Raw genomic sequence first — 25,425 nt, 5'->3', positions numbered from 1 at the left:
TACTGATAACAGGAAGAAGCCGTTCCGGAAAGCGAGGAAAACGGTATGGAATTATCCATTGGAAAGAACATTCAAGATAAACGAAAGGCCCTTGGTCTGACCCAGGAACAGCTGGCGTCCGCTCTTGGGGTCTCCATCGCGGCGGTTTCCAAATGGGAAACAGGCGGCGCCTGTCCGGATATCACGCTGCTCTCTCCCCTTGCCCGCCTGCTGGACATCACGGTGGACGACCTGCTCGGGTTTGAGCCGCAGCTGTCTACGGAACAGGTCATTGACTTCTGCGGGCAATGCTCCCGGGAATTTGAACAGGGCTCCTTTGAACGCGCGGTGGCATTGGCTGAAAAATACCGGAAGGAATATCCCAACAGCGCGCTTTTAAAGCTGCGTCTGGGCAGTGTCTGCATGATGCACACTCCCTGCGCCCGGACGGAAGAAGAAGCCGAGGGCCTGCTGGAACAGGCGGAGGCACTGATGAGGGATGCGGCAAAAAGCGAGGAGGTTTCCACTCGGGAGGCTGCCTGGCAAAGTCTGTGCGCCCTGCTGATGCAGAAGGGACGTTACGAGGACGCGCTGAAGGCGCTGGAACAGATTCACCAGCCGGTCATGGACCCCGCGGCGATGAAGGTTTCCGTGTATTACGCGATGGGCGACCTGGGAAAATCCAAGCAGACGGCGCAATATTTACTGACGAACCACCTGACCGCCTGCGACATTGCGCTGAATACCCTTTCAAACCTTGCGAAAAAAGAGAAGGACTATGCTCTTGCCCTGAAAATGGAGGACCTGAGCCTTCGGCTTTTCCGGATGTTTGACCGGGATAAGCTTTACGGGCAGAATCTGAACCATTATCTGATGATTGCGCAGTGCTATGCGGAGGAGGGGAAAGCCCGGGAAACGCTGGACACGCTGCATGACTTTGTAACGTGCGCACGAATGCCGCTCGATTTGGAAGCGGTGAAAGCAAGCCCCTTTTTCGACAGCATCGAAATGCGCGAAATGTCCTATTCCGAAAGCTATCTGAACCGCTGCGTCTGCCAGATGGTGAGGGAAAACCCCGCGTTTGATTTTCTGAAGGGGAACCCGGAATTCAGGGAGATTCTGGAGGAGCTCGCACAGCTTTCCGAAAAATGATTCCACCGCCCGAAAGACGGCATCGCTGTAAAACGCGCTTTCTCCATGGCCTGTTTTTTGTCGGGAGCCCGAAGCGAAAAAGCAACAAAAAAACAGGCCAATCGCCGCAGGATTGACCTTATTATCAGAAAAGAGTAAAATAGATCGCACAAAGATAAAAACACAGTTCCGGTTGGTAGTCCGGACGCGGCAAACGCTGTCAGTAACCTGCCTCCTTGGTTGTCCGTTCTTTGTAAGGTACACAAAAGGAGGATATCTGATGGGAAATACTGTTTTCAAACTGACGGTTCTTTTCGACGAACCGTTTTGGGTAGGCATTTATGAGCGCAAATGTGACAGAAAGTATGAAGCTTGTAAAATCACATTCGGAGCCGAACCCAAGGATTATGATGTGTATGACTTCATACTCAAAAATTACGAAAAGCTGCGGTTCAGCCCCTCTCTGGAAGCTTCCATCCCTGATGAACCCCGTATGAATCCAAAACGTATGCAGCGGGAAGTAAAAAAGCAGCTGATGAGCACAGGGATTGGAACAAAAGCTCAGCAGGCGTTGAAGCTTCAGCAGGAACAGGGAAAAACGGATCGGAAATTCCGCTCCCGTGCTGAACAGGAGGCTGAAAAGGAACGCCAGTTTCAATTGCGGCAGAAAAGGCGGAGGGAAAAGCACAAGGGACGCTAACTCTTTCCGCCTCGACAAAATTGATTTGCCGGAGGACTGATTATGAAATACAATTGTACGCTCATTGCCGTACGCGATATGGCGCGTTCCAAACAATTTTACTGCGGCCTGCTGGAAATGGAAGTAACCGCCGACTTCGGCGCGAACGTTACGCTGTCCGATCGCGTCGCTTTGCAGACGCTGGATACCTGGAAGACGTTCCTGCACAGGGAGGAAACGGAAATCACCCTGGGGCACAACGCCGCCGAGCTGTACTTTGAGGAATCCGACATGGACCGTTTTCTGGAGAAGCTCGCGTCCTATCCGGGAATCGAATACGTTCACCCGCCGAAAGAACACGCCTGGGGGCAGCGGGTGGTACGCTTTTATGACCCCGACCGTAACATCATCGAAGTGGGAGAGGAAATGACGACGGTGGCGCGCCGCTTTGCCGCGAGCGGTATGACGCCGGAACAGGTGGCCGCACGGATGGATGTCCCCATCGGGGCCGTCCGGCACTGGCTGGCCGAATAGGGGCGGCGAGTACGGCTTTTTAAGATGACAGGGAAAGCGCAGCACGTGATCGGATTCAGGGGCCGTCCTCCGGAGGATGGCCCCTGTTATAAAAGAGGCCGCCATGTTTTTGGCGGCCTCAAACTGTTTTCAGGGTTTTATTCTTCTTCTTCAATATTGACATATTCCAGAATTTTTTCCGTAAAGACGATCCCGTTCAGATGGTCGATTTCGTGACAGAGACATTTTGCCATATCGCCCGTCACATCCAAAGTGATCGGCTTTCCGTTTTCATCCAAAGCCTTTACCACGACATGGGACGGCCTTTTCAACCGGCCCCAGATTCCGGGGAAGCTCAGGCATCCCTCGATTACCGTCTGCTCGCCGCTTTCTTCCGCGATTTCAGGATTCACCAGCTTAAAGAGCCCTTCCCCCATATCGGCGACCACCAAACGCCTTAGAATCCCGACCTGATTTGCTGCCAGACCGCCGCCGTTCGGGGCATGGTACATTGTCTCCGCCATATCGTCGAGAAGCTGACGGATATGGTCATCCACCTTGACAACGGGTTTGCAGACCTTACGAAGAATTTCATCGTCAAACGTTCTGATTTGCCGCAACGCCATCTGTCACCCTCCTGCTCGATTCCGCCCTCGATTTTCTCTCACTGTCCTCAAACAAAAACACGCTCTCGATCGGTTCCCCGAATACCCTTGCGATATCGTACGCAAGCCAGACGGAAGGCTCGTTTTTCCCGGTTTCGACCGCGTTGATCGCCTGTCTGGACGCGCCCACCAGCTCGCCCAGCTGCTCCTGGGTCAGCCCAAACAGCTCCCGAAGCTCTTTGACCCTGTTTCTCACATTCACCCCTCCAAAGTAAAGTTTACCTTACATATATAGTAGCACCGGAATGCATTTATGTCAACTTGACCTTACATTCTTTTGATTCATTTCTTGCGCCTGAATTTATGGTATAATTATGCAAAGAAAGTAGAGGCGCGCAGACAAATGGAAAAATCGAGAATGTATCAAATGCTGTCCGATCTGAACAGACTGAAATGGAGCGTAACCTATAAGGGAATCCTTGCCGGAATGATCGCGGGGCTTTTGGTGACGCTCTACCGCCTGGGGATTGAATTCGGCACCGAAAAATCGCTGGAAGCGTATCAGTTTTTACGGCTGCATCCGATTTATATCATACCCTGGATGTTTCTCATCGCGATTGCGGGATATCTTACCTACCGGCTGGTAAAGCTGGAGCCGTATGCGAAGGGAAGCGGAATTCCGCAGGTTGAGGGAATCGTCCTGTTCGGAATGAAAATCAAGTGGCACACCGTGCTGATCGTACGGTATCTGGCGGGAATCCTGACCTCCTTCTTCGGCGTTTCGCTGGGCCGAGAGGGCCCGTCCATCCAAATCGGGGCCGCCGGCAGCCAGGCGTTCGCAAAGAGGGCAGGAAAAAACAAGCTGGAGGAAAACTGCCTGATTACCGCGGGCGCTTCGGCCGGACTTTCCGCCGCGTTCAACGCGCCGCTGTCCGGGATTATGTTTGCGCTGGAGGAAATCCACCGGACCTTTTCGCCCAATATCCTGATTGGCGCAACCACGGCCGCGCTGACGGCCGATGTGGTATCAAAATACTTTTTCGGGCTGAAGCCGGTGCTGAATTACACGAACATCCCGCAGCTGCCCATCCGGTATTACGGCCTGCTGCTGCCCCTCGGGGTCCTTTCCGGGATTGTAGGAGCCGCTGCCAACAAGGGCCTGCTGAACATTGGCCTGCTCTACGCGAAGCTGCCCGCTTTTCTGCGGCCCGGCGCCGCGCTGCTTCTTGCTTTGCCCTGCGGGCTGCTGATCCCGCAGGTGCTGGGCGGCGGCCAGAATCTGATCAGGCTGTCCGAAAGCGCCCAGATCAGCATTTCCCTGCTGGCGATCTATCTGGTTATGAAGCTCGCCTTTACCTGTGTCTGCTTCGGAAGCGGGATTCCCGGCGGTATTTTTATGCCCATCCTTTCCCTGGGGGCTATGACCGGGTGTATCTTCGGAAAAATGATTACCGTATGGGGCCTGTCGGCGGACTATATTCCCGCGTTCTGCGTCTGCGCAATGGCGGGCGCCATGTCCGCTTCCGTAAAAGCGCCCGTCACCAGCATCCTGCTGATGGCGGAAATGACGGGTTCGCTGGTACACCTGCTGCCGGTCGCGGCAGTCGCTTTTATTGCGCTGCTTACCTCCGATCTACTGAAAATCTCCCCGATTTACGAAGTGCTGCTGGAACGGCTGACCGATGAAGAAAAAGAAAGCGCCGACGGGAAAAAGTCGGGCGCCATCATTGAAATTCCGGTGGAGCTCGGCTCTATGGTTGCCAGAAAAAAGGTGAAGGACGTCGGCTGGCCGGAGGGCGCGCTGATCGTATCTCTGCACAGGGGAGAAAAGGAGCTGGTTCCCAACGGAGAAACACAGATTCTGCCCGGCGACTATCTGGTGGTCCTTTCCTCCAAACAGGCATTTGATGAAATGAACCGGTCGCTCATGGAGCTTTGCCGTTCCGACTGATTCTTTCCTCTCCCGGCGTTTGTTCCTGTTCCGGTGATTTGAACGCAGCATTCTTTATAATGTTTCCTAATCGCGATCGCGGCGGATTCGTCTGCCGCTTCCACAAAAAATGCGTTCCCTGACAAGGGAACGCATTTTTATTTTGCCCGGGGCTTCTTTTCGAGTTCATCCGGGCGACGCTGCCCCGCTACGGAACATTTTTCGGATGCGCGGAAGGAACCGGAAGACTGCCGCTTTTCAGCAGCCTCCAGAGGGTTGTCCGGCTGATTCCCAGCTGGTTTGCCGCCTGTGTGCGGTTCATGCCGTTTGCAATCATCGCGTCCTTAACCGCATTATGAACCGTCTCGTCAAGGGTGCATTTTTTGGCAGAAGCTTCCGCCGCGGCGGACGGGCTTTGCTTCCCGCTGATTTCCTCGCTCAGGACATCAATCACGTCCGTGACGGGAATCATCAGGGAGCCTGTAATCATAAACAGCTCTTTGAGCACTCGCTTGAACTGCTTTACGTTGTCATCCCAGCGGAAGCTTTGCAGATAGTTCATTGCCTCCGGCTCAAATCCAATGATTTTCTTACCGTATTCCCTGTTCAGTTCGTTGATATACAGAACCGCCAGATTGGGGATATCCCCGACGCGTTCCCTTAAAGGGGTAAGGTAGAGTGGGAATGCGCTCAGCCTGCTTGTAAGAAACTCACAGACCTTATTGTTATAGGATTCCGACACCCTGCAGGTCACGGAAAAAATGATTTTGTTTTTATGGACAAACGGGGATTGCTGCAAAAACGCCACCAGTTCATTCAGGTATTTTTCCTTAAGATAATTCAGCTCCTTAAAATACAGGGCAATCCCCTGTTCGTAAAGCGGCGAATCGGTGCTGTTGAACAGGAAGTGAAGGCTGCGCGTGCCAAGCCGCTTGCAGTCGACCAGATAGAGCGGAGCATTGCGGAAATCCGAATTGGCGTAGATGTAGTCTGCAAGCCTGCTCTTGCCCGTTCCCGATTCCCCGATAATCACAACGGTGTTGCTTCCCCCGCTGTAAGCATCCGTTTTTTGGCGGAAGTCCTTGTTTTTGGTATCGTCGTAAAAAACATTGAAAAAATCTTTGGTCAGGTTTTCCGTGTTTTTTATCATGACTCCCGGAATATTGGTCTTGCTGTCAAACAGGGATTTTTTTACCTCAAAAACAAGAAAATGCTCTTTTCCCAGGGCTACGACACTGCCTTTTATCAGATAGAGGCTCTCATTGATTTTCTTTTCCTTCTGAATTGCCTTTTCCTGTTTCACCAGCGGAATCAGGTGCGCGGCTGCTTCCACAAGCCTGTTTTCCAGCTCCGCGTTGGCTGCGTACCGCAGCGTTCCGGAAAAATCGAACAGCAGATACGCCTTTTTGAGATGCCCCGCATATTCCTCGAGCACCGAAACCGGGAGGCGCGATCTTTCCAGACAGGAAATCAGGTTTTGCGCTTCTCTCAGGCAGGAAACGGCGCTTCCGAAGCCGGATGCCAGCATGATAACGGAATTGATCCCGTTTTCCCTGCAGACACGGTTCACCTCGGAATCCCCCAGAAACATGGAATATTCCTGGGCTTTCAGCCCGTTTACCAGCCCGGGGGTGACGGTATCGGCGGCGACTGTTTCAATTTCCGACGAAAGCCCGGCCAGATCCAGTGCCGAATCGGCCATCTCTGCCAGCCGCGGCGGTGCGATCAGTATTTTCTTCCCTGTGTAACCGACCGCGAGCCGCGCGGCGCTGAGAAGATCGTAAAAGGAAACCGGGATTTCAATTACGGGAACCGCCCCGGCTTCCTTTAACTTCTCATATGTTTTTCCCTGGGCAAGCACCGCCGCGTACCGCAGCAGACCTTCGCCATATTTTACCAGTTGCTTTGCCTCCTCGGTTCCCTCTAGAATAACCTCAACGGCAAGGTCCGGAACCGACTGTGAGGCGGTGCGCATAATTTCGGCCATTCCTTCAGAAGGAACCATCGCCAGAACCCGGATCATCTCCATTTGAACTCCTCCATACTGTTTCTCTATGAAACATTATAGCTATATTATTTTATAACATCAATAGTTTTATTTGATATGTTTCACATCTAAACGGGTTTTCAATGTTTGGGATTCGCTATAGCTCCCGCCTTCCTGTAATATTAAATAAAAATTACACCACTAATCAAACGAAACAAGGATGAATGACAAATGAAAACAAATGATGCAAGACCGCTGGTTGTCGTAACAATGGGCGACCCCGCCGGAGTCGGACCGGAGATCTGCGCAGGCTGCATGACCGACAGCGATATCCTGAAGCAGGTTCGGCCGGTCGTGATCGGAGACCGCGGAATTTTACAAAGAGCGCTGGACCTGCAGGGAAGCAAATTTCAGATCCATCCGGTCCGGTCCCCTGAAGAAGGCGGGTACCAATTCGGAAGTATTGATTTAATGGAGACCGATCACGGCATAACAGAGGAAATCGTATTTGGAAGCCCCAGTGTCCCGGCGGCCAAAATGGCGTACAGCTTTATATTAAAGGCAATCGAGCTTGGAAAGCAGGGCAGCACAGATGTGATTACCACCTGTCCGATCAATAAGGAATTCTTTGTCCGCGCAGGCTTCGGGGAAAAAGACCACACCGCCCTGTTCCGAAAGCACTTCGGCGGGGTGCCGACCGTCTCCATGTTCCATTGCAGGGAGCTCAGGGTGTTCCATTACACCCGCCACATGTCGCTCAAAAACGCGATCGCCGCGCTGGATGTCGACAAACTGGTCGAATGCATGAAGGGAATCCACACCACGCTGCGCGGAATCGGGATCGCCTCCCCTAGGATTGCCGTCGCCGCCCTGAATCCCCATGCGTCGGATCACGGGCTCTTCGGCGATGAGGAAGAAAAATTTTTGATCCCCGCTATCCGGAAATGTGTGGAAATGGGCATCCGCGCAGAAGGACCGGTCCCTTCGGATTCCGTATTCTATCTGGAAAAGCGCGGCGTTTACGACGGGGTCCTTTCCCTTTTCCACGATCAGGGGCATATCGCGTGCAAAACGTATGACTTTGAAAAATCCGTTTCCCTGACATTTGGTTTCCCGTTCATGCGCTCCACCGTCGACCACGGTACGGCGTACGATATTGCGGGAAAAAACACGGCAAGCTACGAAAACCTGAAGGAAGCGATTCTGATGGGTGCGAAATATTGGAAGATGCAGCAGCCAGAATAAAATAAAACGGAGGAGACAGTAATGGAAAGAATCGGAATCATTACGGACGACATGACCGGCACAATGACGTGCGGAGTTTTGCTGGCAAAGAAAGGGATCAGCGCCTGTTCCTATTTTTCGGGCGACGATTTAAGAGGGGCGGAAGAACAGGAAGCGCTTATTCTCAGCGCGAACAGCAGAAACCTTTCCAAAGAAGACGCACAGGCACACGTCCGGTCGGCTTATCACGCGCTGGCGCAGCGCGGAGCCAAGTATTTCACCAAGCGGATCGACACCACGTTTCGCGGGGGGATGGGCTACGAAGTGGACGCTTTGCTCGACGAGCTGCCGGACGACGCCATTGCGGTTATGGCCGCGACCATGCCAGACACCAGAAGGATTGTGGTCGGCGGTTATTCCGTTATCGACAATGTGGTCCTGACGGAAACCGGGGCGGGGAGAGACGTTTTATCCCCTGTAAAAGAGGCCCATATTCCAACGCTGATGCAAAGTCAGAGCCGTCGGAAGGTAGGAGCGATCTATCTTCAAACCGTGCTGTCGGGGGAAGAAGCCCTGCGCACCGCGCTGGAACAGCAAAAGGCGGACGGGAACAAAATCATCGTCATCGACGCGGTTTCGACAGAGCATCTTCACCGCATTGCACAGACCGTACATAACCTCGGCTGGAACACCGTCTGCGTCGACCCGGGCGCGTTCACCCAGCAGATGGCGCTTTGCAGGGGCTTCGGCCATCCCGACCGCGTCCCGGAAGGGCAGAAAGAGCAAGTGGATATCCCCTCCTGTTCCGAGAAGGTCCTTGTGGTCGCCGGCAGCGCGACGGAGGTTACACGCAGGCAGATCGAGAAACTGGCACAGTCCGGCTACGCCGCGGATGTATCCATCCACGCCGGTGAGCTGATCGACCGCAGCAAGGAAGACAATCCGGAAATCCGGAGGAGCATCGAGGAAGCGAACCGGTACCTTCACGACGAAACCAGCCGTGTTGTAGTGCTTGAGACCGCCTCCACAGGCGAGCGGCTGGTCCTGCAGGACTGGGAAAAGAAGCTCGGGCTGCCCTCCCGTCAGGCGTCCGCCAATATCAACCTCGGGCTCGGCGCAATCGTCAGGGGGATCGCGTTTGATCCGGCCAACAAAGACAAAATTTCCGGAATCTACATGACCGGAGGAGACACCCTTGTCACAGTGCTCAAAGCGCTCGGTGCCGCGGGAATCCGTCTGGTGGACACCGTGCAGCCCCAGACCAACCTCGGCCGGATTATCGGCGGCGATTTTGACGGGGTCAGAATCGTCGGAAAAGGCGGGCTGATCGGCGACGACGAAACCGCTGTCCGGGTAGTCAGCCGCCTGTACTACGAGCTGCAAAAAAACCGGTAAGCCTTGACACGATGCACCCACAGCAGAACGCCGCGGAGCAGGAGAAATGCTCGTGTGAATCCGCTGAATTTGGAGAGGAGTTAATCAAATGAATTTTATGAAAAAGGTCCCCGGCGGACAAATTATCGTTCCAATGCTGCTTGCAATGATCATCAACACCGCGTTTCCCACCTTTCTGGGAATCGGCGGTCCGACCACCGCGCTGTTTCAAAAAGGCACCCAGACCTTGATGGGACTGTTCCTCATCATCTGCGGTTCCTCCATTAAAATCAAGGAAGCGGGCATGCCGCTTTACAAGGGAACCCTGATGCTCGTTATGAAGCTGGCGCTGGGCGGCGCAATCGGGTGGCTGGCAAGCTACCTGTTCGGTGCCTACGGCATTCTTGGCCTGACGCCCTTCGTTCTGTTCTGCGCGCTTCCCAGCAACAACAGCTCGCTTTATGTGGCGCTGTGCGGTGAATACGGCGACGCCACGGACATGGGCGCCGTTTCCATGCTGGCGCTGAAAAACGGTCCCTTCGGAAGCATGCTCGTCATGGGCATGAGCGGAGCCGCCCATATTCCGGTCACCGATATCATCGGCACACTGATTCCGATTCTGATCGGCGTGATCTGGGGCAATCTGGATGAAAATTTCCGTACCCTGTGCTCCAAGTCGCAGCCCATCGTCGTTATCTTCCAGTCCTTTGCCATCGGCGCCAGCTCCAGCCTGCTTACCCTTTGGGACGCGGGTCTCAGCGGGATTCTGCTCGGCTTCATCTCCCTTGCCCTCGGATTGATCATCCAGTTCCTTTATAACCTTTTCCTCAAAAAGAAATCTCCTCTCGGTGTTTCCATGGGTACCGTCGCCGCAAACTCCGCGCTGACGCCTTCCGTCATTGCGTCCGCCGACCCGACCTTCCAGAGCATGGTCCCGGTCGCCGCGGCCCAGTGCGCCACCGCTTCCGTAGTCACCATGATTATCTGCCCGTTCCTTGTGAACTTCTTTAATAAGAGGATCCTGAAAAAGCAGGGCGCGGAGCAGCCGCTCGAAGCGGCCGCGGCTTCCAAATAGGCATCAACTATCAGAAAGGTCTTAACAATGGATAACGAATTACTGCAAAGCTATCAGGACGCAGTCTGGATTGCAAAAACCCTGTTTCAGAAAGGGACGGTAACGGGTTCCGCCGCCAATATCAGTTTCCGGTGCGGCGATTCCGTCTATATTTCGCAAAGCGGCTCTATTTTCGGGCTGCTGTCGGAAAAGAGCTTCGCTCAGGTCGACCTGAACGGACAGCCTGTGAACGGCGGGCGGCCCAGCAAGGAGCTGCCGATGCACTTAACTTTATACCGGGAATTTCCCTCGGTAAAGGCAGTGATCCATACCCACAGCTTTTATTCCACCATTTGGTCGACACTGCCCTTTGTCAATCCCGCAGACGCGATTCCGGAGGATACCCCCTATCTCAAAATGCAGCTGGGGGCCATCCGTCTGGTCGGATACCACAAGCCGGGTTCCGAGGAATTGTTCGAGGCTTTCCGGAAGGCCCTGGGAAACACGACCGGATATCTGCTGAAGAATCACGGGCCGATTGTCGGGGGAAGCTCCCTGCTGGACGCGTTTGCAAAAATCGAAGAGCTCGAGACCAGCGCGAAAGTCGCCTGGCACCTGCACCGCGACGGTAATTTTGCGGCCGGTCCGGACGGACGGTGATTCATAAATACAGAAACAGCTTGCTCAATCTATCTCCCCAAAGGGGCTGCCGCAGAATATTTGCGGCAGCCCCTTTGACGCTTCCCCTATTCAACTAGGCACACGGATATGGTAATCGCAAGCGATAATGATATCAGATTCGCCAATTTATAAATATCCCGCGACGGCGCGCTGCGCCTGTGGTATAATACTGTTATTCTATCGAATGCGGGTGAAACGGATGGACGAGAAAATTGAACAGACCCTCCGTCAGCTGCAAAGGAACCGCATGACGGGTTATTTCGCGGAAAGCCGCGAGGAAGTAACCGGACTGCTTTCAAAGCTCCTCCGGCCCGGAGAAACGGTCGGCTGCGGGGATTCCGTCACGCTGGAGCAGCTCGGCGTGTATGATTTTCTGCGGAACGGGGACTTTGTTTTCCTCGACAAATACCGCGAAGGACTCTCCCCGGAAGAAAAGCGGGAGCTCTACATTAAAAACTTTTCCGCGGACACGTTCCTTACCGGCACAAACGCGGTGACCCGGGACGGCAGGCTGTTCAACATCGACGGAAACGGCAGCCGGGTGGCCCCCATGGTGTACGGCCCGAAACAGGTGATCGTTGTCGTCGGGATAAATAAAATCGTCGGCTCCGTGGAGGAAGCGGTGGAGCGTGCCCGACAGATCGCGGCGCCCCTGGACGCGAAAAGGCTTGGCAAAAGCACCCCCTGCGCAAAGCTCGGCCGGTGTATCGACTGCCGCCACGAGCAGCGGATCTGCAACGACTTTGTCCTCATTTCCGGAAACTTTGACAAAAACCGATTTAAAATCATCCTTGTAAATGAAACCCTCGGCTACTGAAGCGATAATTGTTTCTGTTTCGGCAATTTCACGGCGGACACAGCATAAACGTTGAATAAGCGGGTCCTATCCTACAGCGATCGGATTTTGCGGTACGCCGTTAAAAAATACAGAGAAAAGGGGATTTTTCAAATGAAGGTTTTGATTCTGTCGGGCACGCCCAAAAAGGAAGGCCTGTGCTGCTCCTGTGTGGAAGCGGCTTCCGCCGGCGCGAAGAAGGGGGGAGCGGACTGCGAAATCATCCGGCTGTCCGATTACGGCCTCGTCCGCTGTGCCATGTGCGGCGACGGCTGGGGAATCTGCCGCGACGAACACACCTGCATCTTCGGGGTGGACGGCTTCACGCAGATCCAGCAAAAAATTGCCAAGGCGGACGCCCTGATCCTTGACACGCCCGTGTACTGGGGAGATATGACCGAAGCGATGAAGGCTTTCTTCGACCGGTTCCGCCGCTGTGAAGCAAGAAAGGGCGAGTCAGGGGCAATGGCCGGAAAATCCGTCCTGCTGATTGCTTCTCCCGGCGGCTCCGGCAACGGGATGATCAGCTGTCTGGAGCAGATGGAGCGGCTCTGCCGTCATCTGAGCGCAAAGATATATGACTTTATCGGCGTGAACCGGTGGAACAGCTCCTATAAAATCGCCGCGATCGAAGAGGCGGCGGCTTCCATGGTACGCGGCGCAAAAGAAGCCTGAGGAAAGGGGCTGCTGCAAAACAGTTCTTCAACAAAATAGCGCACAAAAAATGCACCTTGAGCGGGCTTTTAAAACCCGTTTCAAGGCGCATTTTCTTGTTATAAAAGCTATTTGCTATCGCAAATCCGTTGTGCAGCAGCCCCTTTGCTTCGTTCCCTTGTTTACCGTTATATCCGTTCGTGGCCCTGATTGCACAGCCTGTCGAAGATGACCTCCTTGGACAGCGCGAAAAGGCCGTATATTCCCGAATTTTTTTCCAGCAGAGCGGGAATTACCTGTACCGGGGCAAATGCGTTTTCCCGTACGATCCGGTTGATGATCGGAAGCATCTGCGCGTGAAAAACGGTATATTCCCCGCCGAATATCACCAGATCGCAGTTCAGCAGGCAGACAATGTTGGAAATGCTTCCGCCGATAATGACCGCAATGTCGTCCACACATTCTTTCAGAAACGGATCGCCGTCCCGCCACACCCGGATAATATCCTTGAATCCGATTTTTTCGGGGCTTTTCCCCAGCGCGGCAAAAGCGTCCCGCGTGCTTTGCGGCGCCTGTGCGCAGATTCTGTCCGTCAGCCCGTGGATGTTGGCCGAACCGCCCAGATTGTTGAAGGACATCCCGCGCGCGCGGGCCATTTCGTTTTGGATGGTGATCTCGTTCGCGATTTCACCGGCGCAGTTGGCGCTCCCCCCGTAAAGCTCCCCGTTCAGGATAATTCCCGCGCCCAGCCCCAGGCCGCCGCTGACGTATACGAGGTCCCTGGAATTCTTTCCCGCGCCGCTGGTGAACTCCCCCACCGCCGCCGCGTTCACGTCGTTGACCACCAGCACCGAGGTGCCGAAGCACTCCTCCATCTGCCGTGAAAAATCGCCCATGTTCCAGTTGGCAAAATTGGAATTGGCAAAAAAGGTCCTGTTGACCGGGTCATAGATGCCGGGGCATGAAATGGCGATGATGGCCAGGTCCCCGCTGGTCAGGTTGTTGGAGGAAAGCAGAAGCCTGACCGCGTTCAGCACCAGCTCCAGTCTGGTGGCGTAGGGGGAATCATTGGAAATATTTACCGTAAATTTATTGATAATTTCCCCGCCCAGATTGGCAAGCACGAAAATCGGGTCCTCGAAATTCAGCTCAATCGCAATCATATACTGGTATGTTTTGTTAAATTTCAACAAAATCGGTTTTCTGCCTCCGGAGGACATGGAAACCCCCTCGCCGAACTCCTGTATGATTCCCCGGTTCAGCAAAGCTGCAATATTTTCCGTCATAGCGGACTTGCTGATGAACAGCTCACGCGCCAGCTCGGCCCTGGAAATCGGCTCGTCGCTACAGATTTTGTCCAGAATCACTCTTTGGTTGATTGACCTGATATGTGTTTGGTCTACAGTCTGTTTGATGTTCATCACGATCCGTTCAAAAAGGTTATAGTTCGTACCCTGGACGAACTTTTTCATTAATCATATCACGAGAGAATATTAATTACAATACCTGGATTTTAAATAAAAAACAGTTATTTCGATTGACATTTCACTGAGTTGGTGGTAATATCAAATCTGTTAATAGTTCGGAAACAAAACAAACTAATGATTTTGCATCTTTCACATGGCAATCATTCACCCGCCGCGCTCCCCATCAGCGGTATTCTGTAGAAAGAAACTGTTTACTTTGTACAGAATTCAATAATATCAACTATAAAAGAAAGAAGTGATTCCTTTTATGAAAAAGAGCAAACTGCTTGCGCTGATTCTTGCGGCTTCCATGGTACTGGCAACCAGCGGCTGCGGCTTTACCGGCACAGCGAGCAGCGCCGCGGCATCCGGCCCGGCCCAGTCCGAAGGTACTGCAAAAACCTCGGACGGCACCATCACCGTCTACGACACCAATGAAATCAGGACCCTGGTGCAGTGGGCCGCGTCCGACAACAACTCGTTTACCATCCTGAACAATGTATCCGAAGGCCTTTACCGCCTGAACGAAAAGCACGAGCCGGAACCGGCGCTGGCGGAAAGCTACAAGGTATCCGACGACAAGCTGACCTACACCTTTACCCTGAGGGACGGCCTGAAATGGAGCAACGGTACCGCGCTCACCGCAAAGGACTTTGTGTTCTCGTGGCTCAAGCAGATGAGCACGGACGCCACCAACGGCTATTCCTTTATTATGACGGATTACATAGTAAACGGCGCCGAGTACCTTGACAACAAGGCCAAGGCGGAGGACGTCGGCGTGAAGGCGCTCGACGACAAGACTCTGGAAGTAAAACTCAAGCAGCCCACCCCCTATTTTGTCAGACTGACCGTTCTGCCCATGTTCTTCCCGCTCAACGAGGAATATGTCAAGTCACAGGGCGCAAACTATGGCTTGAAGGCGGACAATATGGTCTACTGCGGCCCGTACTCCCTTGCCGCCTATGACCCGGCAAGCGGCAGCACCCTCAAGAAGAACGACAGCTACTGGGATGCGGCAAACGTCAAGGTTTCCAATGTCAACGTCCGCATTATCAAGGAGCAGGCCACCGCGCTCAACGCTTACAAGTCCGGCGAGCTCTCCCGGGTAACGCTTTCCTCTTCCGACGTACCGGCAATGAAATCCAGCGCTGAATTCAGCTCTACCAGCGAATTCAGGACCACCTACCTCCAGTACAACCTTGCCAACAAAGCGGTCTCCAATAAGAATATCCGCCTTGCCCTCGGCTACGCCGTGGACCGCGCGACTCTGGCGGACGTTGTTCTGGCGGACGGCTCCGCTCCGGCTACCGGCCTGATTGCCAACGGCATGTTCGGCGACGGCACCAAATCCTTCCGCGAGCTGAACGGCGACATCACCACCTTTGACGCCGCGAAAGCCAAGGAATACTGGGAGAAGGGCGTGAAGGAGCTGGGCAGCGCGCCTTCCCTGGTCCTTCTGACGGAAGACGATTCCGTGACAAAAACAGTCGCCACCTATATTCAGGGCGAATTCAAGAAGAATCTGGGAATCGACGTCAAGATCGACTCCAAAACAAAGAAAGCAAAAAATCAGCTGATGGACGACAACAACTACCAGATGGCCGTCACCGCGTGGGGCGCCGACTATGACGACGCCATGACCTACATGGACCTCTGGACCAACGGCACACCGTACCGCGGCAACTACAAGAGCGACACCTACAACTCTCTGATTACCGACGCGAAGAAGCAGACCGACGACGCGAAGCGTCTGCAGGATATGCTCTCCGCCGAAAAGACGCTGGTTTCCGAAGACGCGGTTGTTTCTCCGCTGTTCTACAGAGGCTTTGCCTACCTGACAAAACCGAACGTAGAAAATCTGGTCACCCATCCGTTTGGGCCGCCGATCGAATTCAAATATGCTTCCTTGAAATAATTACACCTTATATTCTATAAAAGACAAAGAGGAGGATCGTCAATGACCTCCTCTTTGTCATCACTACGGCAATTCCATTTCAGTTCGCGAGACAAAACACGTTTCTCCCACCAAAGGCGGGGAGAAACGCAAACTTGTTGCAGAATCAACTGGAAATGCTAATAAGATAAAGGAGGGCATACGGAATGTTCAAATATATCTGTAAACGGATTGTGTATCTGCTGATTACTCTGCTGATCATCGTCACCACGACCTTCTTTCTGATGAAGAAGCTGCCGGGCACCCCGTTCGACGCGGAGCGCTTCTCTCTATTGTCGGCGGCGCAGCAGGCACAGTTCCTTGAAAAATACGGCCTGAACGATCCGGTAATCGTGCAGTACGGGAAATATATCGGCAATGTGTTCAGGGGGGATTTCGGGACTTCCTTTTTCTACACGGGCCAGCCGGTTTCCGGGGTCATTCTGGGGCGTATCGGCCCGTCCGCGCTGATCGGCCTCCAGGCGATCCTGATCGGCCTTTCCATCGGCTTGATTCTGGGAATCATCGCCGCCTGGCGGCACAACAGCGGCATCGACTACTTTACCATGGTGGTCGCCGTCTTGGGCGTTTCCGTGCCGAACTTTGTCGCCGCGGCGCTTCTGCAATACTTTGTGGGCTTAAAATGGGGCGTGCTGCCCGTCGCCTTCTGGCAGAGCTGGAAAAGCTCCGTTCTGCCGTCCATCGCATTGTCGTTCGGCGTGACGGCAATGATCGCGCGGTTTATGCGGACCGAAATGCTGGACGTACTGGAGCAGGACTATATCATCACCGCGAGAGCGAAGGGGCTGAACCAGTTCAAGGTGCTGATGCGCCACGCGGTCCGCAATTCCATCATCCCCGTCGTCACCATCCTGGGGCCGATCGTGGTCAATCTGCTGACCGGCTCCCTGGCGGTGGAAAACATCTACAGCATTCCGGGTATCGGCAGCCTTTTTGTCGATTCCATCAAGACGAACGACTATTCCACCATTATGGGCATCACCATTTTCTACAGCGCGTTCTACATCTTTGTGGTGATGGTGGTCGATATCCTTTATTCGGTAATCGACCCGAGAATCCGCCTGGCCTCCGGCGGGAAAGGGGAGTGAGGGTATGGCGCAGAAAATGGAGATTCCGCAGAAGCTTTTCGTAAAAGCCGTAGTAGACAAGGACGAAAGAGAACATATTGCCCGCCCCAACCTGACCGCGTTTCAGGACGGCTGGCTGCGGCTGAGGAAAAACAAGGCGGCGGTCGTCAGCCTGGCGATTCTGGTTGTGATTATTCTTCTGGCCATATTCGGGCCGATTTTCTCAAAGTACACCTTTTATGACACCGATTATCTGCACACCTACAACGGACCCGGCGCGGCGCACCTGTTCGGCACCGACCAGTTCGGGCGCGACCAGTGGGCGCGCATCTGGCAGGGCACGCGCATTTCCCTGCTGATCGCGGTCGCCGCCGCGTTTATCGATCTGTTCATCGGCGTTACCTTCGGTGCGGTTTCCGCGCTGTTCGGCGGCAAGGTGGACGCGGTGATGCAAAGAATCATTGAAATTCTGGTCGGAATCCCGCAGCTGATTATCGTCATCCTTTTGATGATGGTCATGCCCGCCGGCATCTGGACCATTGTCGTGGCCCTTTCCATCACCGGATGGGTCAACATGGCGCGATTGGTGCGCGCGCAGATTTTAAAGCTGAAAAATCAGGAATTTGTTCTGGCCGCCCGCGTTCTTGGCACCGGAAACAGGGAAATCATCCTGAAACATCTTATCCCGAATACCGTGGGCGTCATTGTCATCAACGCCATGTTCACCATTCCGTCGGCGATTTTCACCGAAGCGTTTCTGAGCTTTATCGGAATCGGTCTGGCGGAACCGCAGGCCTCGCTCGGCGTTTTGATCAACAACGGGTATCAGGTGCTTCAGAATTTCCCGTTCCTGCTGATCTTCCCGGCCGTGGTCATCGTGTTAATCATGGTCTGCTTCAGCATTTTGGGCGACGGGCTGCGCGACGCGCTTGACCCGAGAATGAGACAGTGAGGAGGGCGCGCTATGAGTAAGCTTCTGGAAGTGGAAAATCTGAACGTCCATATCCATACACAGCACGGGATCGTGCAGGCGGTGCGCGGCGTGAGCTTTTCGCTGGAAAAGGGAGAGACCCTCGCCATCGTGGGGGAATCCGGCTCCGGAAAATCCATCACGGTCAAGGGCGTAATGGGCCTGCTGCCCACAAACGGAAAAATCGCGGAGGGCTCCGTCCATCTGGAGGGCAGGGACCTTGCCGCGCTGAGCGAGCATGAGATGCAGAAAATCAGGGGCTGCGACATCTCGATGATTTTTCAGGACCCGATGACCTCCCTGAACCCGACCATGACGGTGGGCAAACAGATCATGGAGGTCCTGCATGAGCACCGCAGCGACCTGACAAAGGAGCAACTGAAGGAAAAGGCGATCGAGCAGATCAGGCTGGTCGGCCTGTCCAACCCGGAAACGCGCTTTTCCCAGTATCCCCACCAGTTGTCCGGCGGCATGCGCCAGCGCGTGGTCATTGCGATCGCGCTCGCGTGCAGCCCGAAGGTGCTGATCGCGGATGAGCCCACCACCGCGCTGGACGTTACCATTCAGGCGCAGATTCTGGACCTGATGAAGGATCTGCAGGGGAAAATCGATACCTCCATTATTATTATCACCCACAATCTGGGCGTGGTCGCCAACATCGCGAACCGCGTGGCCGTCATGTACGGCGGCAAGCTGGTCGAAACCGGCAGCGTGCGCGACCTGTTCTACCGCACCGCCCATCCTTATACGAAGGGGCTTCTGGCCTCCATCCCGAAGCTGCACGAGGACGACCAGCAGCTTTTCTCCATCCCCGGCACGCCGCCCGACCTGATGGACCCGCCGAAGGGCTGTCCGTTCGCCGCGCGCTGCCCGCACACCATGAAGGTGTGCCAGGAATTCATGCCGGAATACACCCAACTTTCCGACACGCACCGCGCCGCCTGCTGGCTGCTGGACAGCCGGGCGCAGCAGGACGACGCAAAGGACGGTGAAGATCATGACTGATAACAAAGTGATTTTGCAGGTAAAAAACCTGAAAAGATATTTTAACGTAGGAAAAAACCAGACCCTGAAAGCGGTGGACAACGTCAGCTTTGAGGTCTACAAAGGGGAAACCTTCGGCCTGGTCGGCGAGTCCGGCTGCGGAAAATCCACGCTGGGCCGCACCATTATCCGGCTTTACGGCGCGACCGGGGGCGAAGTCCTGTTCGACGGGGTCAACGTCCACGGAAAGCTGAGCGGCGCGCAGAGCCACGAGCTTTCGCGCCGGATGCAGATGATTTTTCAGGACCCGTACGCTTCACTGAACCCGCGCATGAAGGTCATGGACATCGTCGCGGAGGGAATCGACGCACACGGGCTGGCGAAGTCCGCGCAGGAGCGCGCCCAGATGGTCGTCGACCTTCTGGAGGTCGTCGGCCTGCAGGAGGAACACGCCAATCGGTTCCCGCACGAATTTTCCGGCGGCCAGCGCCAGCGCATCGGCATTGCCCGCGCGCTGGCGGTCAACCCGGACTTCATCATCGCAGACGAACCGATTTCCGCGCTGGACGTCTCCATTCAGGCGCAGGTCATCAACCTGCTGAAAAAACTGCAGGAGCAGCGCCAACTGACTTATCTGTTCATTGCACACGACCTTTCCATGGTAAAGCACATCAGCGACCGCGTGGGCGTGATGTACCTTGGCAGTATGGCGGAGCTGGCTTCCAGCCGGGAGCTGTTTGAAAATCCCCTGCACCCCTACACGCAGGCGCTTCTGTCCGCCATCCCCCTGCCCGACCCGGATCTGGAGCAGTCCCGCAGCCGCGTCGTGCTGGAGGGGAGCATCCCCAGTCCGATCAATCTGCCGGAGTGCTGCCACTTCTGCTCCCGCTGTCCGAAAGCCACGGAGCTCTGCAAAAAGCAGGCCCCGGAAATGGTGGAAGCGGAACCGGGCCACTGGGTGGCCTGCCATCTGATTCAGGCCCCCGGCAAATGAGCGGTCCGGGCGTATGTTAGGAGGATCATGTAAATGATATTTTCACAGGAGTTACAGGACTCCGTTCACCGGCAGTTCCTCAAAACGCAGTCCACTCTGGGGCTGCGCGGCGGGGAAATCCTTTCGCGGCTGGACGGCTGCGAGGGCGGCCGGCGGACCGCCATGGAGTTTTTTTACAGCACCATGCCGTCCGCCGACCTGGGGGACTACGATTTTTCCCTTTACCTGAGCTATGTGGATTTCGGCCTTTTCCTGAGGGAGCACTCCCCGTGGGGCGGCCGGATTCCTGAGAATATTTTTCTGAATTATGTTTTGTATTACCGGATCAACAACGAAAAGATAGAAGACTGCCGCAAATTCTTTTACGACGCTCTGAACGAAAGAATCCGGGGCATGAGCATGAAGGAGGCCGCGCTGGAAGTAAACGTCTGGTGCGCCGAGCACGTCACCTATCAGGCCACCGACGAAAGGACCGTGTCCCCCCTTACCGCTCTGAGGTCCTCTTACGGCCGCTGCGGCGAGGAATCCACCTTTGCCGTCACCGCCCTGCGCAGCGTGGGGATTCCCGCACGGCAGGTCTATACGCCCCGCTGGGCGCACTGCGACGACAACCACGCGTGGGTGGAGGTCTGGTGCGACGGGGAATGGTATTTCCTCGGCGCGTGCGAGCCGGAGCCGGTGCTCAACCGCGGCTGGTTCACGGAAGCCGCCGCGCGCTCCATGCTGATGGACAGCAAATCCTTCCTGCCGATCGAGGGCGAGGAGGCCATCTGCACGGACGGGCAGACCATTATTCTGAACGAAATCCGGAGATACGCAGACGCGCGCCGGTTCACCGTTACAGTTACGGATGCTTCGGGGCCGGTTTCCGGCGTGACCGTAGGGTTCGAGCTGCTCAACGGCGCAGAATTTTTCCCGGTGGCCGCCGTCGTCACCGACGAAACGGGCCGGGCCGGGGTCACGCTTGGCTTCGGCAGCGTTCACATTCACGCGGAAAAGGACGGGAGCTTTGTGGAAGCCTTTGCCGATACGGAGGAAACCGACGGCATTACCGTCGACTTTTCCGGCGCGGTGCGGGCCGAACCGGACGTGCGGGAGGATTTCTGCTTCCGCGCGCCGAAGGACAGCACCAGGAATCTGGTGCTGCTTTCCCCGGAGCAGAAGGAACGGCGAAAGCAGATTGTAGACGGCGCCGAACGGAAACGCCAGCAGTACGCCAAAAGCTTCTATCAAAAGGAAAAAGCCGAAAAGCTCGCCGCATATTTTGCCCGCCCGCAGGAGGTGCTGGCCGTCCTGAAAGCCGCCGAAGGCAATTTTGAACAATTGTACCGTTTCCTTTCCATGGATTTCGGCGAAGAAAACCGGGAGCTACAGCTGAAAATGCTTCAATCCCTTCCGAAAAAGGACTGGCGGGATGTCGATGCCGCCCTTCTCGCGGAGCACTTCACGTATTCGCTCCGGTACCAAGCGGATTATCCCGAAGAAATCTTTGTTCCCTACATACTTTGCCCCCGGGCGCATTTTGAGCAGCTGACACCTCACAGCAGACTGCTTTCCGGCCTTTTGGACGAACAGGCGGCGGCTTTCCGCAGGCAGCCCGGGCTGGTGTGGGAATCCATTTCCCGCTTTGAGGGTCCGGCGGAACGCGACAGCGAACGGCTGCCCGGCACCCCGGCGGGGATTCTTTCCAGCGGACAGGCAAACGAAATGGGGCGCGGCGTGCTGTTTACCGCTGTCTGCCGCGCGCTGGGAATTCCAGCACGTATCAATTCTATTAATTTATACCCACAGTATTATCAGAACGGCGGGTTCAAAAACGCGCAGGAGGCTTCCGGGGAGTCCTGCGGCAAGGCCGTGCTGACCCTTTTGGGCGGCGAGGAAAACTGGTCGTATCTGCACAACTGGACCATCGCCGTGCTGAAGGACGGCGTGTACCGGACTCTGGAGCTGTCGGACTCCGTCTGGACGGACACAACGCTGACGCTTTCCCTGCTTCCGGGCCAGTACCGGCTGATTACCTCCAGCCGCACGCCCAACGGCAACCAGTTTGCCAAAAAGTACTGCTTCCGCCTGGCGGATAAAGAATCGAAGGAGCTTGCCGTTTCCCTGTTCCAAACGCAGATTTCCGACCTGTTCGTGGATATTCCGCTGCCGCCCTTCCAGCTTACCGGCGACGGGGACGAACCCGTTTTGTCCGCCGCCGTCACAGACGGAAAAACCGCCGTATTGATCTGGCTGGAAGAGGGCCGCGAACCCACGGAGCATATTCTCAATGAATTGATCGGGGCGCGGGAAAAGCTGAACGCCCTCGGCTGCGAGCTGGTCTTCATCCTTCGCGGCCGCTCTGCGTGGGAGAATGAAACCTTCGCGAAAGCGTACAGAGCCATTCCCGGAGCGCGCGTCTATTATTCGGACTTTGCCGAAACGGCCGCCCCGCTAGCACGCAGAACCTTTGTGGACCCGGAAAAGCTGCCGCTCACCATTGTCGCGCGGGACGGACGGGGGATTTACGCCTGCAGCGGCTACAACGTGGGCGTTGCCGACTTGCTGATCAAAATCATTACGGCCGCCGGCGAAAAGCGTTAATTTGGGACAAATCAGAAGACATCAGAACACCGCATGTCCACGGGATCGCCGTGAACATGCGGTGTTTATATTTTACAGAAATAATACTATATGTATATTTTATTTCTTTCTAAACCACTGCGACATTCCGGCGCCCACTTCGTCATTGGGGCGCTCCGCGAAGCCGAGCTGTTTATAAAACGACTCCCTGCCCTTGGCGGCCATCAGATTAAAGAGGATCGCTTGACCGCTTTTCAGCCGGGAGGTGAAAAAGTCCATCAATTCCTGTACCATCGTCTTTGCAATGCCGTTTTTCTGATAGTCCGGACGGACGATCACATCTGAAATCAGCACGACGTACCCGCCGTCGCTGACGGCGCGGGCATGTCCGACGATTTTATCCCCGTCCGCCGCACAGATGATGTACGCGGAATTGTGAAGCCCTTCCTTTGCCTGAGCGGGTTCGATCGGGTCCCATCCCACCGCTCTGCGCAGCGCGTTGTAATCCTCCACCGTAATTTCATGCCGGTACTCTATTGACACATAGCCTCATTCCCTTCGTTTTTTTAACATTATAACATGGGAATGTTAATTTTTCTGCTGTTTTCCATATCGGCAGTGATCCTCTTTTCGGAGGATATTGACGGGTATTTCATCCGTATGGATATAAACACTATAGTCAATATTTTGAGTATAGTCAATACTTTAAGTATGTTACTCTACTGTTGAGGTGATAGTGATGATCAGTTATCAACCATTTTACAGAACCCTGTTCCAAAAAAACATGACGGAATATCAACTGATTTTCAAATATGGCTTTTCCTCCAACATCCTGCACAGAATGAAGCACGGAAAAGCCATTACCATGAAAACACTTGACACGCTGTGTTTTATTTTAGACTGTGAAGTCTCCGATATCATCGAACACGTAAAGGAATAGATTCGCTTTCCGTTCCTTGCGTTGCGCTCCATCTTTTCAGGGCCGGGAACCACCCCAGCATATCCGCGCGGGCCTGGTCCCTGTCCTGATACCTGCCGGAATCCTTCTCATAGTCCAGACAGAAGTCGATCATCTGCTCCATGGTGCAGTCAGCGGTAAACGCGCCGTTCTGATAGCAATAACAGCAGTAATCCGTATTTTGAGAACCGTCCTTATCCGTTCCGTACTGCTCCCTCTGCGTCATCGGCATGCCGCAGCTCTGGCAGAAATCGTGCAGGGCAACATAAATATTGACGCGCGCGTTGGTGTAGTCGGCGTCCGGCAGATATTCCTCAAAATCGCAGGAAAATTTTCTGCACAGCTCCGTATTCCATATTTCCTGCCAGAAAGCCGCCATGCCGCTGCGCGTGTTCCCTCGGAACGAAAATTTTGCGTATTTTCCCGCCGGAATCACGGCGGCCTTCCCGTTTTCCGGCAGTTCCCCGATTCCCGACACTTCACAGCACGCCATCATATCATAGTTTCCCTGCGTGCCGTTTTCATAATTTGTATACAGGCCGAAGGCAGTTTCTCCCGTTCTGTGGGGTATTTTCTGAATCACCCCATCGAAGAACGACTGCCACAGACCGCCGATTTTTTCCGGCATATCCGTTTCGGAATTTCCCGTGCGGGTACAAAGCCCCACCACCGTTTTCTGCTCTAATTCAACAATTTCATAATCCATAGGGTTCCCTCTTTTCCATTTGATGAAACAAGGATACCATACGGAATATGACATCAGAGCGTCATATTATCCATTTTTTTGATACAGCGAAACAATTTTTTTCGCTTTCTCCTTCAGAACGTCCCGGATATGCTGCGGGGAAACCACTCTGACGTCCTCCCCGAAGGAAAGCAGATAACCGTATACCCAGCCGTCTTCTATGTATTTCACCGTCACGGAAAAACTGCCGTCTTCGTTTTTCTGAACCAGCCTGTGATCAAAATCGTCGTAAACGCGGTAAGCCATCCGCGGAGAAAACCAAAGCGAAAGCGTGACCTCCGCACCCGGACCAAGGCCCTGCGGCTCCAGCTCCGGAAGCGGGCGGCTCCTGCGCGCAAAAGGCTCCTCCGTCAGGCACACGTCCTGCATCCGCATGATTTTGAAGGTGCGGAAAGCCTGCTTATCCAGACAAAAGCCCTGCAAATACCATGCCGCGCCCTTAAACCGCAGCTTTACGGGTTCGACTTTGCGGAAGCTTTCTCCACCGTTGGAGGCATAATAGTTGAAAGTTACCACGCGCCGCTCCAATATGCCTGTTTTCAGGGCTGAAAATTTCCGACGCTCATTGTCTCCTCCGCCCCAGGCGGAAAAATCCACATCGATCCAGTCGCCGCTCTGCCTTTGGAACAGCGCGCTCAAATGGGAAAGCACCGCGCCGCCCTCCCCGGTATTGGTCGCCTTCAGGCTTTGCAGAGCAAACAGAATCTCGTTCTGCTCCTTTTCGGACAGTAAAGATTTATCCAGTACAAAATCGGGAAGCAGGCGGATGCCGCCCCCTTTTCCCTTGCTGGCGTAAACCGGGATCCCTGCCGCCGAAAGCTTGTCGATATCCCGGTAGATGGTCCGCGCGGAAACCTCAAAGCGCTCCGCAAGCTCCCCGGCGGTCGTGCCGGAACGCGTTAAAAGCAGATAGATGATTTCAAACAGCCGGTCGCTCTGCATGGACGGCGCCCCCTTTTTCTTTCAGTATAGCACAGGGGGACGAAATGATAAATGGAAACAGCAGGAGGGGACCGTCTCGGCCGATTGCCGAAACGGTCCCCTCCCGAGAAACAGGGATTTTATTGAAAGAAAAG

At 54.6% G+C, this 25,425-nt stretch carries 24 protein-coding genes; 17 read left to right on the top strand and 7 right to left on the bottom strand.

Features of this window, described 5'->3' with window-relative positions:
• Positions 1-45: 45 nt before the first annotated feature.
• The 3 genes from LY85_RS12180 to LY85_RS12170 all read left to right on the top strand — a co-directional run bounded on the left by LY85_RS12180 (position 46) and on the right by LY85_RS12170 (position 2,323).
• Positions 46-1,131 (top strand): helix-turn-helix domain-containing protein, encoded by a 1,086-nt coding sequence (locus LY85_RS12180; RefSeq protein ID WP_141826856.1) that lies wholly within the window; start codon positions 46-48, stop codon positions 1,129-1,131.
• 259 nt (positions 1,132-1,390) lie between these two features.
• On the top strand, positions 1,391-1,810 hold the full coding sequence (locus tag LY85_RS12175; protein WP_141826855.1) for a YjdF family protein: 420 nt from the start codon (positions 1,391-1,393) through the stop codon (positions 1,808-1,810).
• Positions 1,811-1,852: 42 nt separating this feature from the next.
• On the top strand, positions 1,853-2,323 hold the full coding sequence (locus LY85_RS12170; protein WP_141826854.1) for a VOC family protein: 471 nt from the start codon (positions 1,853-1,855) through the stop codon (positions 2,321-2,323).
• A 137-nt stretch (positions 2,324-2,460) separates the two neighbouring features.
• On the opposite strand, the gene def is transcribed toward LY85_RS12170, so the two are convergent.
• A complete protein-coding gene (gene def / locus LY85_RS12165) occupies positions 2,461-2,928 on the bottom strand; it encodes a peptide deformylase (protein WP_141826853.1) in 468 nt (155 codons plus the stop codon).
• Positions 2,900-3,163 (bottom strand): helix-turn-helix transcriptional regulator, encoded by a 264-nt coding sequence (locus LY85_RS12160; RefSeq protein WP_038322224.1) that lies wholly within the window; start codon positions 3,161-3,163, stop codon positions 2,900-2,902. Before LY85_RS12160 ends, def begins: the two co-directional genes overlap by 29 nt.
• A gap of 147 nt (positions 3,164-3,310) precedes the next feature.
• Between LY85_RS12160 and LY85_RS12155 the strand changes: the two genes are divergently transcribed.
• Positions 3,311-4,858, top strand: coding sequence for a ClC family H(+)/Cl(-) exchange transporter (locus LY85_RS12155; protein WP_141826852.1), 1,548 nt, complete (start codon positions 3,311-3,313; stop codon positions 4,856-4,858).
• Between the two features lie 187 nt (positions 4,859-5,045).
• Here LY85_RS12155 and LY85_RS12150 read toward each other — a convergent pair whose 3' ends face one another.
• Positions 5,046-6,866, bottom strand: coding sequence for a PrpR N-terminal domain-containing protein (locus LY85_RS12150; protein WP_141826851.1), 1,821 nt, complete (start codon positions 6,864-6,866; stop codon positions 5,046-5,048).
• Between the two features lie 189 nt (positions 6,867-7,055).
• Here LY85_RS12150 and LY85_RS12145 point away from each other — a divergent pair, with 189 nt between their 5' ends.
• From LY85_RS12145 to LY85_RS12120, 6 genes are all read left to right on the top strand, one after another.
• A complete protein-coding gene (locus LY85_RS12145) occupies positions 7,056-8,069 on the top strand; it encodes a 4-hydroxythreonine-4-phosphate dehydrogenase PdxA (RefSeq protein ID WP_141826850.1) in 1,014 nt (337 codons plus the stop codon).
• Between the two features lie 21 nt (positions 8,070-8,090).
• Positions 8,091-9,443 carry a four-carbon acid sugar kinase family protein gene (locus LY85_RS12140; RefSeq protein ID WP_141826849.1) on the top strand — a complete coding sequence of 451 codons (1,353 nt, stop codon included), beginning with the start codon at positions 8,091-8,093 and terminating at the stop codon, positions 9,441-9,443.
• Between the two features lie 88 nt (positions 9,444-9,531).
• Positions 9,532-10,497, top strand: coding sequence for a 2-keto-3-deoxygluconate permease (locus tag LY85_RS12135; protein WP_141826848.1), 966 nt, complete (start codon positions 9,532-9,534; stop codon positions 10,495-10,497).
• Between the two features lie 27 nt (positions 10,498-10,524).
• Entirely contained in the window at positions 10,525-11,136 is a 612-nt protein-coding gene (locus LY85_RS12130; RefSeq protein WP_141826847.1) for a class II aldolase/adducin family protein, read from the top strand.
• A gap of 220 nt (positions 11,137-11,356) precedes the next feature.
• Positions 11,357-11,974: a lactate utilization protein gene (locus LY85_RS12125; protein WP_141826846.1), complete on the top strand. Its 618-nt coding sequence runs from the start codon at positions 11,357-11,359 to the stop codon at positions 11,972-11,974.
• Between the two features lie 132 nt (positions 11,975-12,106).
• Positions 12,107-12,667 carry a flavodoxin family protein gene (locus LY85_RS12120; RefSeq protein ID WP_141826845.1) on the top strand — a complete coding sequence of 187 codons (561 nt, stop codon included), beginning with the start codon at positions 12,107-12,109 and terminating at the stop codon, positions 12,665-12,667.
• A gap of 167 nt (positions 12,668-12,834) precedes the next feature.
• Here the strand turns inward: LY85_RS12120 and LY85_RS12115 are convergent, their stop codons facing one another.
• Positions 12,835-14,118, bottom strand: a complete 1,284-nt coding sequence (locus tag LY85_RS12115) for an ROK family transcriptional regulator (RefSeq protein ID WP_141826844.1) — start codon at positions 14,116-14,118, stop codon at positions 12,835-12,837.
• A 262-nt stretch (positions 14,119-14,380) separates the two neighbouring features.
• On the opposite strand from LY85_RS12115, the gene LY85_RS12110 reads away from it, so the two are divergent.
• The 6 genes from LY85_RS12110 (at position 14,381) to LY85_RS12085 (ending at position 22,667) form a co-directional block, all read left to right on the top strand.
• Positions 14,381-16,027 (top strand): peptide ABC transporter substrate-binding protein, encoded by a 1,647-nt coding sequence (locus LY85_RS12110; RefSeq protein WP_141826843.1) that lies wholly within the window; start codon positions 14,381-14,383, stop codon positions 16,025-16,027.
• A 185-nt stretch (positions 16,028-16,212) separates the two neighbouring features.
• Complete coding sequence (locus LY85_RS12105; protein ID WP_141826842.1) at positions 16,213-17,154, top strand: ABC transporter permease; 942 nt, start codon at positions 16,213-16,215, stop codon at positions 17,152-17,154.
• Between the two features lie 4 nt (positions 17,155-17,158).
• Positions 17,159-18,085, top strand: a complete 927-nt coding sequence (locus LY85_RS12100) for an ABC transporter permease (protein ID WP_141826841.1) — start codon at positions 17,159-17,161, stop codon at positions 18,083-18,085.
• 12 nt (positions 18,086-18,097) lie between these two features.
• Positions 18,098-19,108 carry an ABC transporter ATP-binding protein gene (locus tag LY85_RS12095; RefSeq protein WP_038322235.1) on the top strand — a complete coding sequence of 337 codons (1,011 nt, stop codon included), beginning with the start codon at positions 18,098-18,100 and terminating at the stop codon, positions 19,106-19,108.
• Complete coding sequence (locus tag LY85_RS12090) at positions 19,101-20,081, top strand: oligopeptide/dipeptide ABC transporter ATP-binding protein (protein WP_141826840.1); 981 nt, start codon at positions 19,101-19,103, stop codon at positions 20,079-20,081. The genes LY85_RS12095 and LY85_RS12090 overlap by 8 nt, the downstream gene beginning before the upstream one ends.
• 33 nt (positions 20,082-20,114) lie before the next feature.
• The gene (locus LY85_RS12085; protein WP_141826839.1) at positions 20,115-22,667 is read left to right on the top strand and encodes a transglutaminase domain-containing protein; all 2,553 of its coding nucleotides are present in this window, start codon (positions 20,115-20,117) and stop codon (positions 22,665-22,667) included.
• A gap of 99 nt (positions 22,668-22,766) precedes the next feature.
• Here the strand turns inward: LY85_RS12085 and LY85_RS12080 are convergent, their stop codons facing one another.
• Entirely contained in the window at positions 22,767-23,189 is a 423-nt protein-coding gene (locus tag LY85_RS12080) for a GNAT family N-acetyltransferase (protein WP_243122543.1), read from the bottom strand.
• Positions 23,190-23,385: 196 nt separating this feature from the next.
• Between LY85_RS12080 and LY85_RS12075 the strand changes: the two genes are divergently transcribed.
• Positions 23,386-23,586 carry a helix-turn-helix domain-containing protein gene (locus LY85_RS12075; protein ID WP_038322238.1) on the top strand — a complete coding sequence of 67 codons (201 nt, stop codon included), beginning with the start codon at positions 23,386-23,388 and terminating at the stop codon, positions 23,584-23,586.
• Here the strand turns inward: LY85_RS12075 and LY85_RS12070 are convergent.
• Complete coding sequence (locus LY85_RS12070) at positions 23,564-24,310, bottom strand: effector binding domain-containing protein (RefSeq protein ID WP_185741202.1); 747 nt, start codon at positions 24,308-24,310, stop codon at positions 23,564-23,566. The two genes, LY85_RS12075 and LY85_RS12070, sit on opposite strands and share 23 nt — an antisense overlap.
• Positions 24,311-24,376: 66 nt before the next feature.
• On the bottom strand, positions 24,377-25,291 hold the full coding sequence (locus tag LY85_RS12065) for a YafY family protein (protein WP_141826837.1): 915 nt from the start codon (positions 25,289-25,291) through the stop codon (positions 24,377-24,379).
• Between the last annotated feature and the right edge of the window lie 134 nt (positions 25,292-25,425).

The sequence above is a fragment of the Clostridium sp. KNHs216 genome (assembly GCF_006714885.1).
GTDB lineage: Bacteria > Bacillota > Clostridia > Oscillospirales > Acutalibacteraceae > Caproiciproducens.
This window is presented reverse-complemented; position numbering and strand designations above follow the sequence as displayed.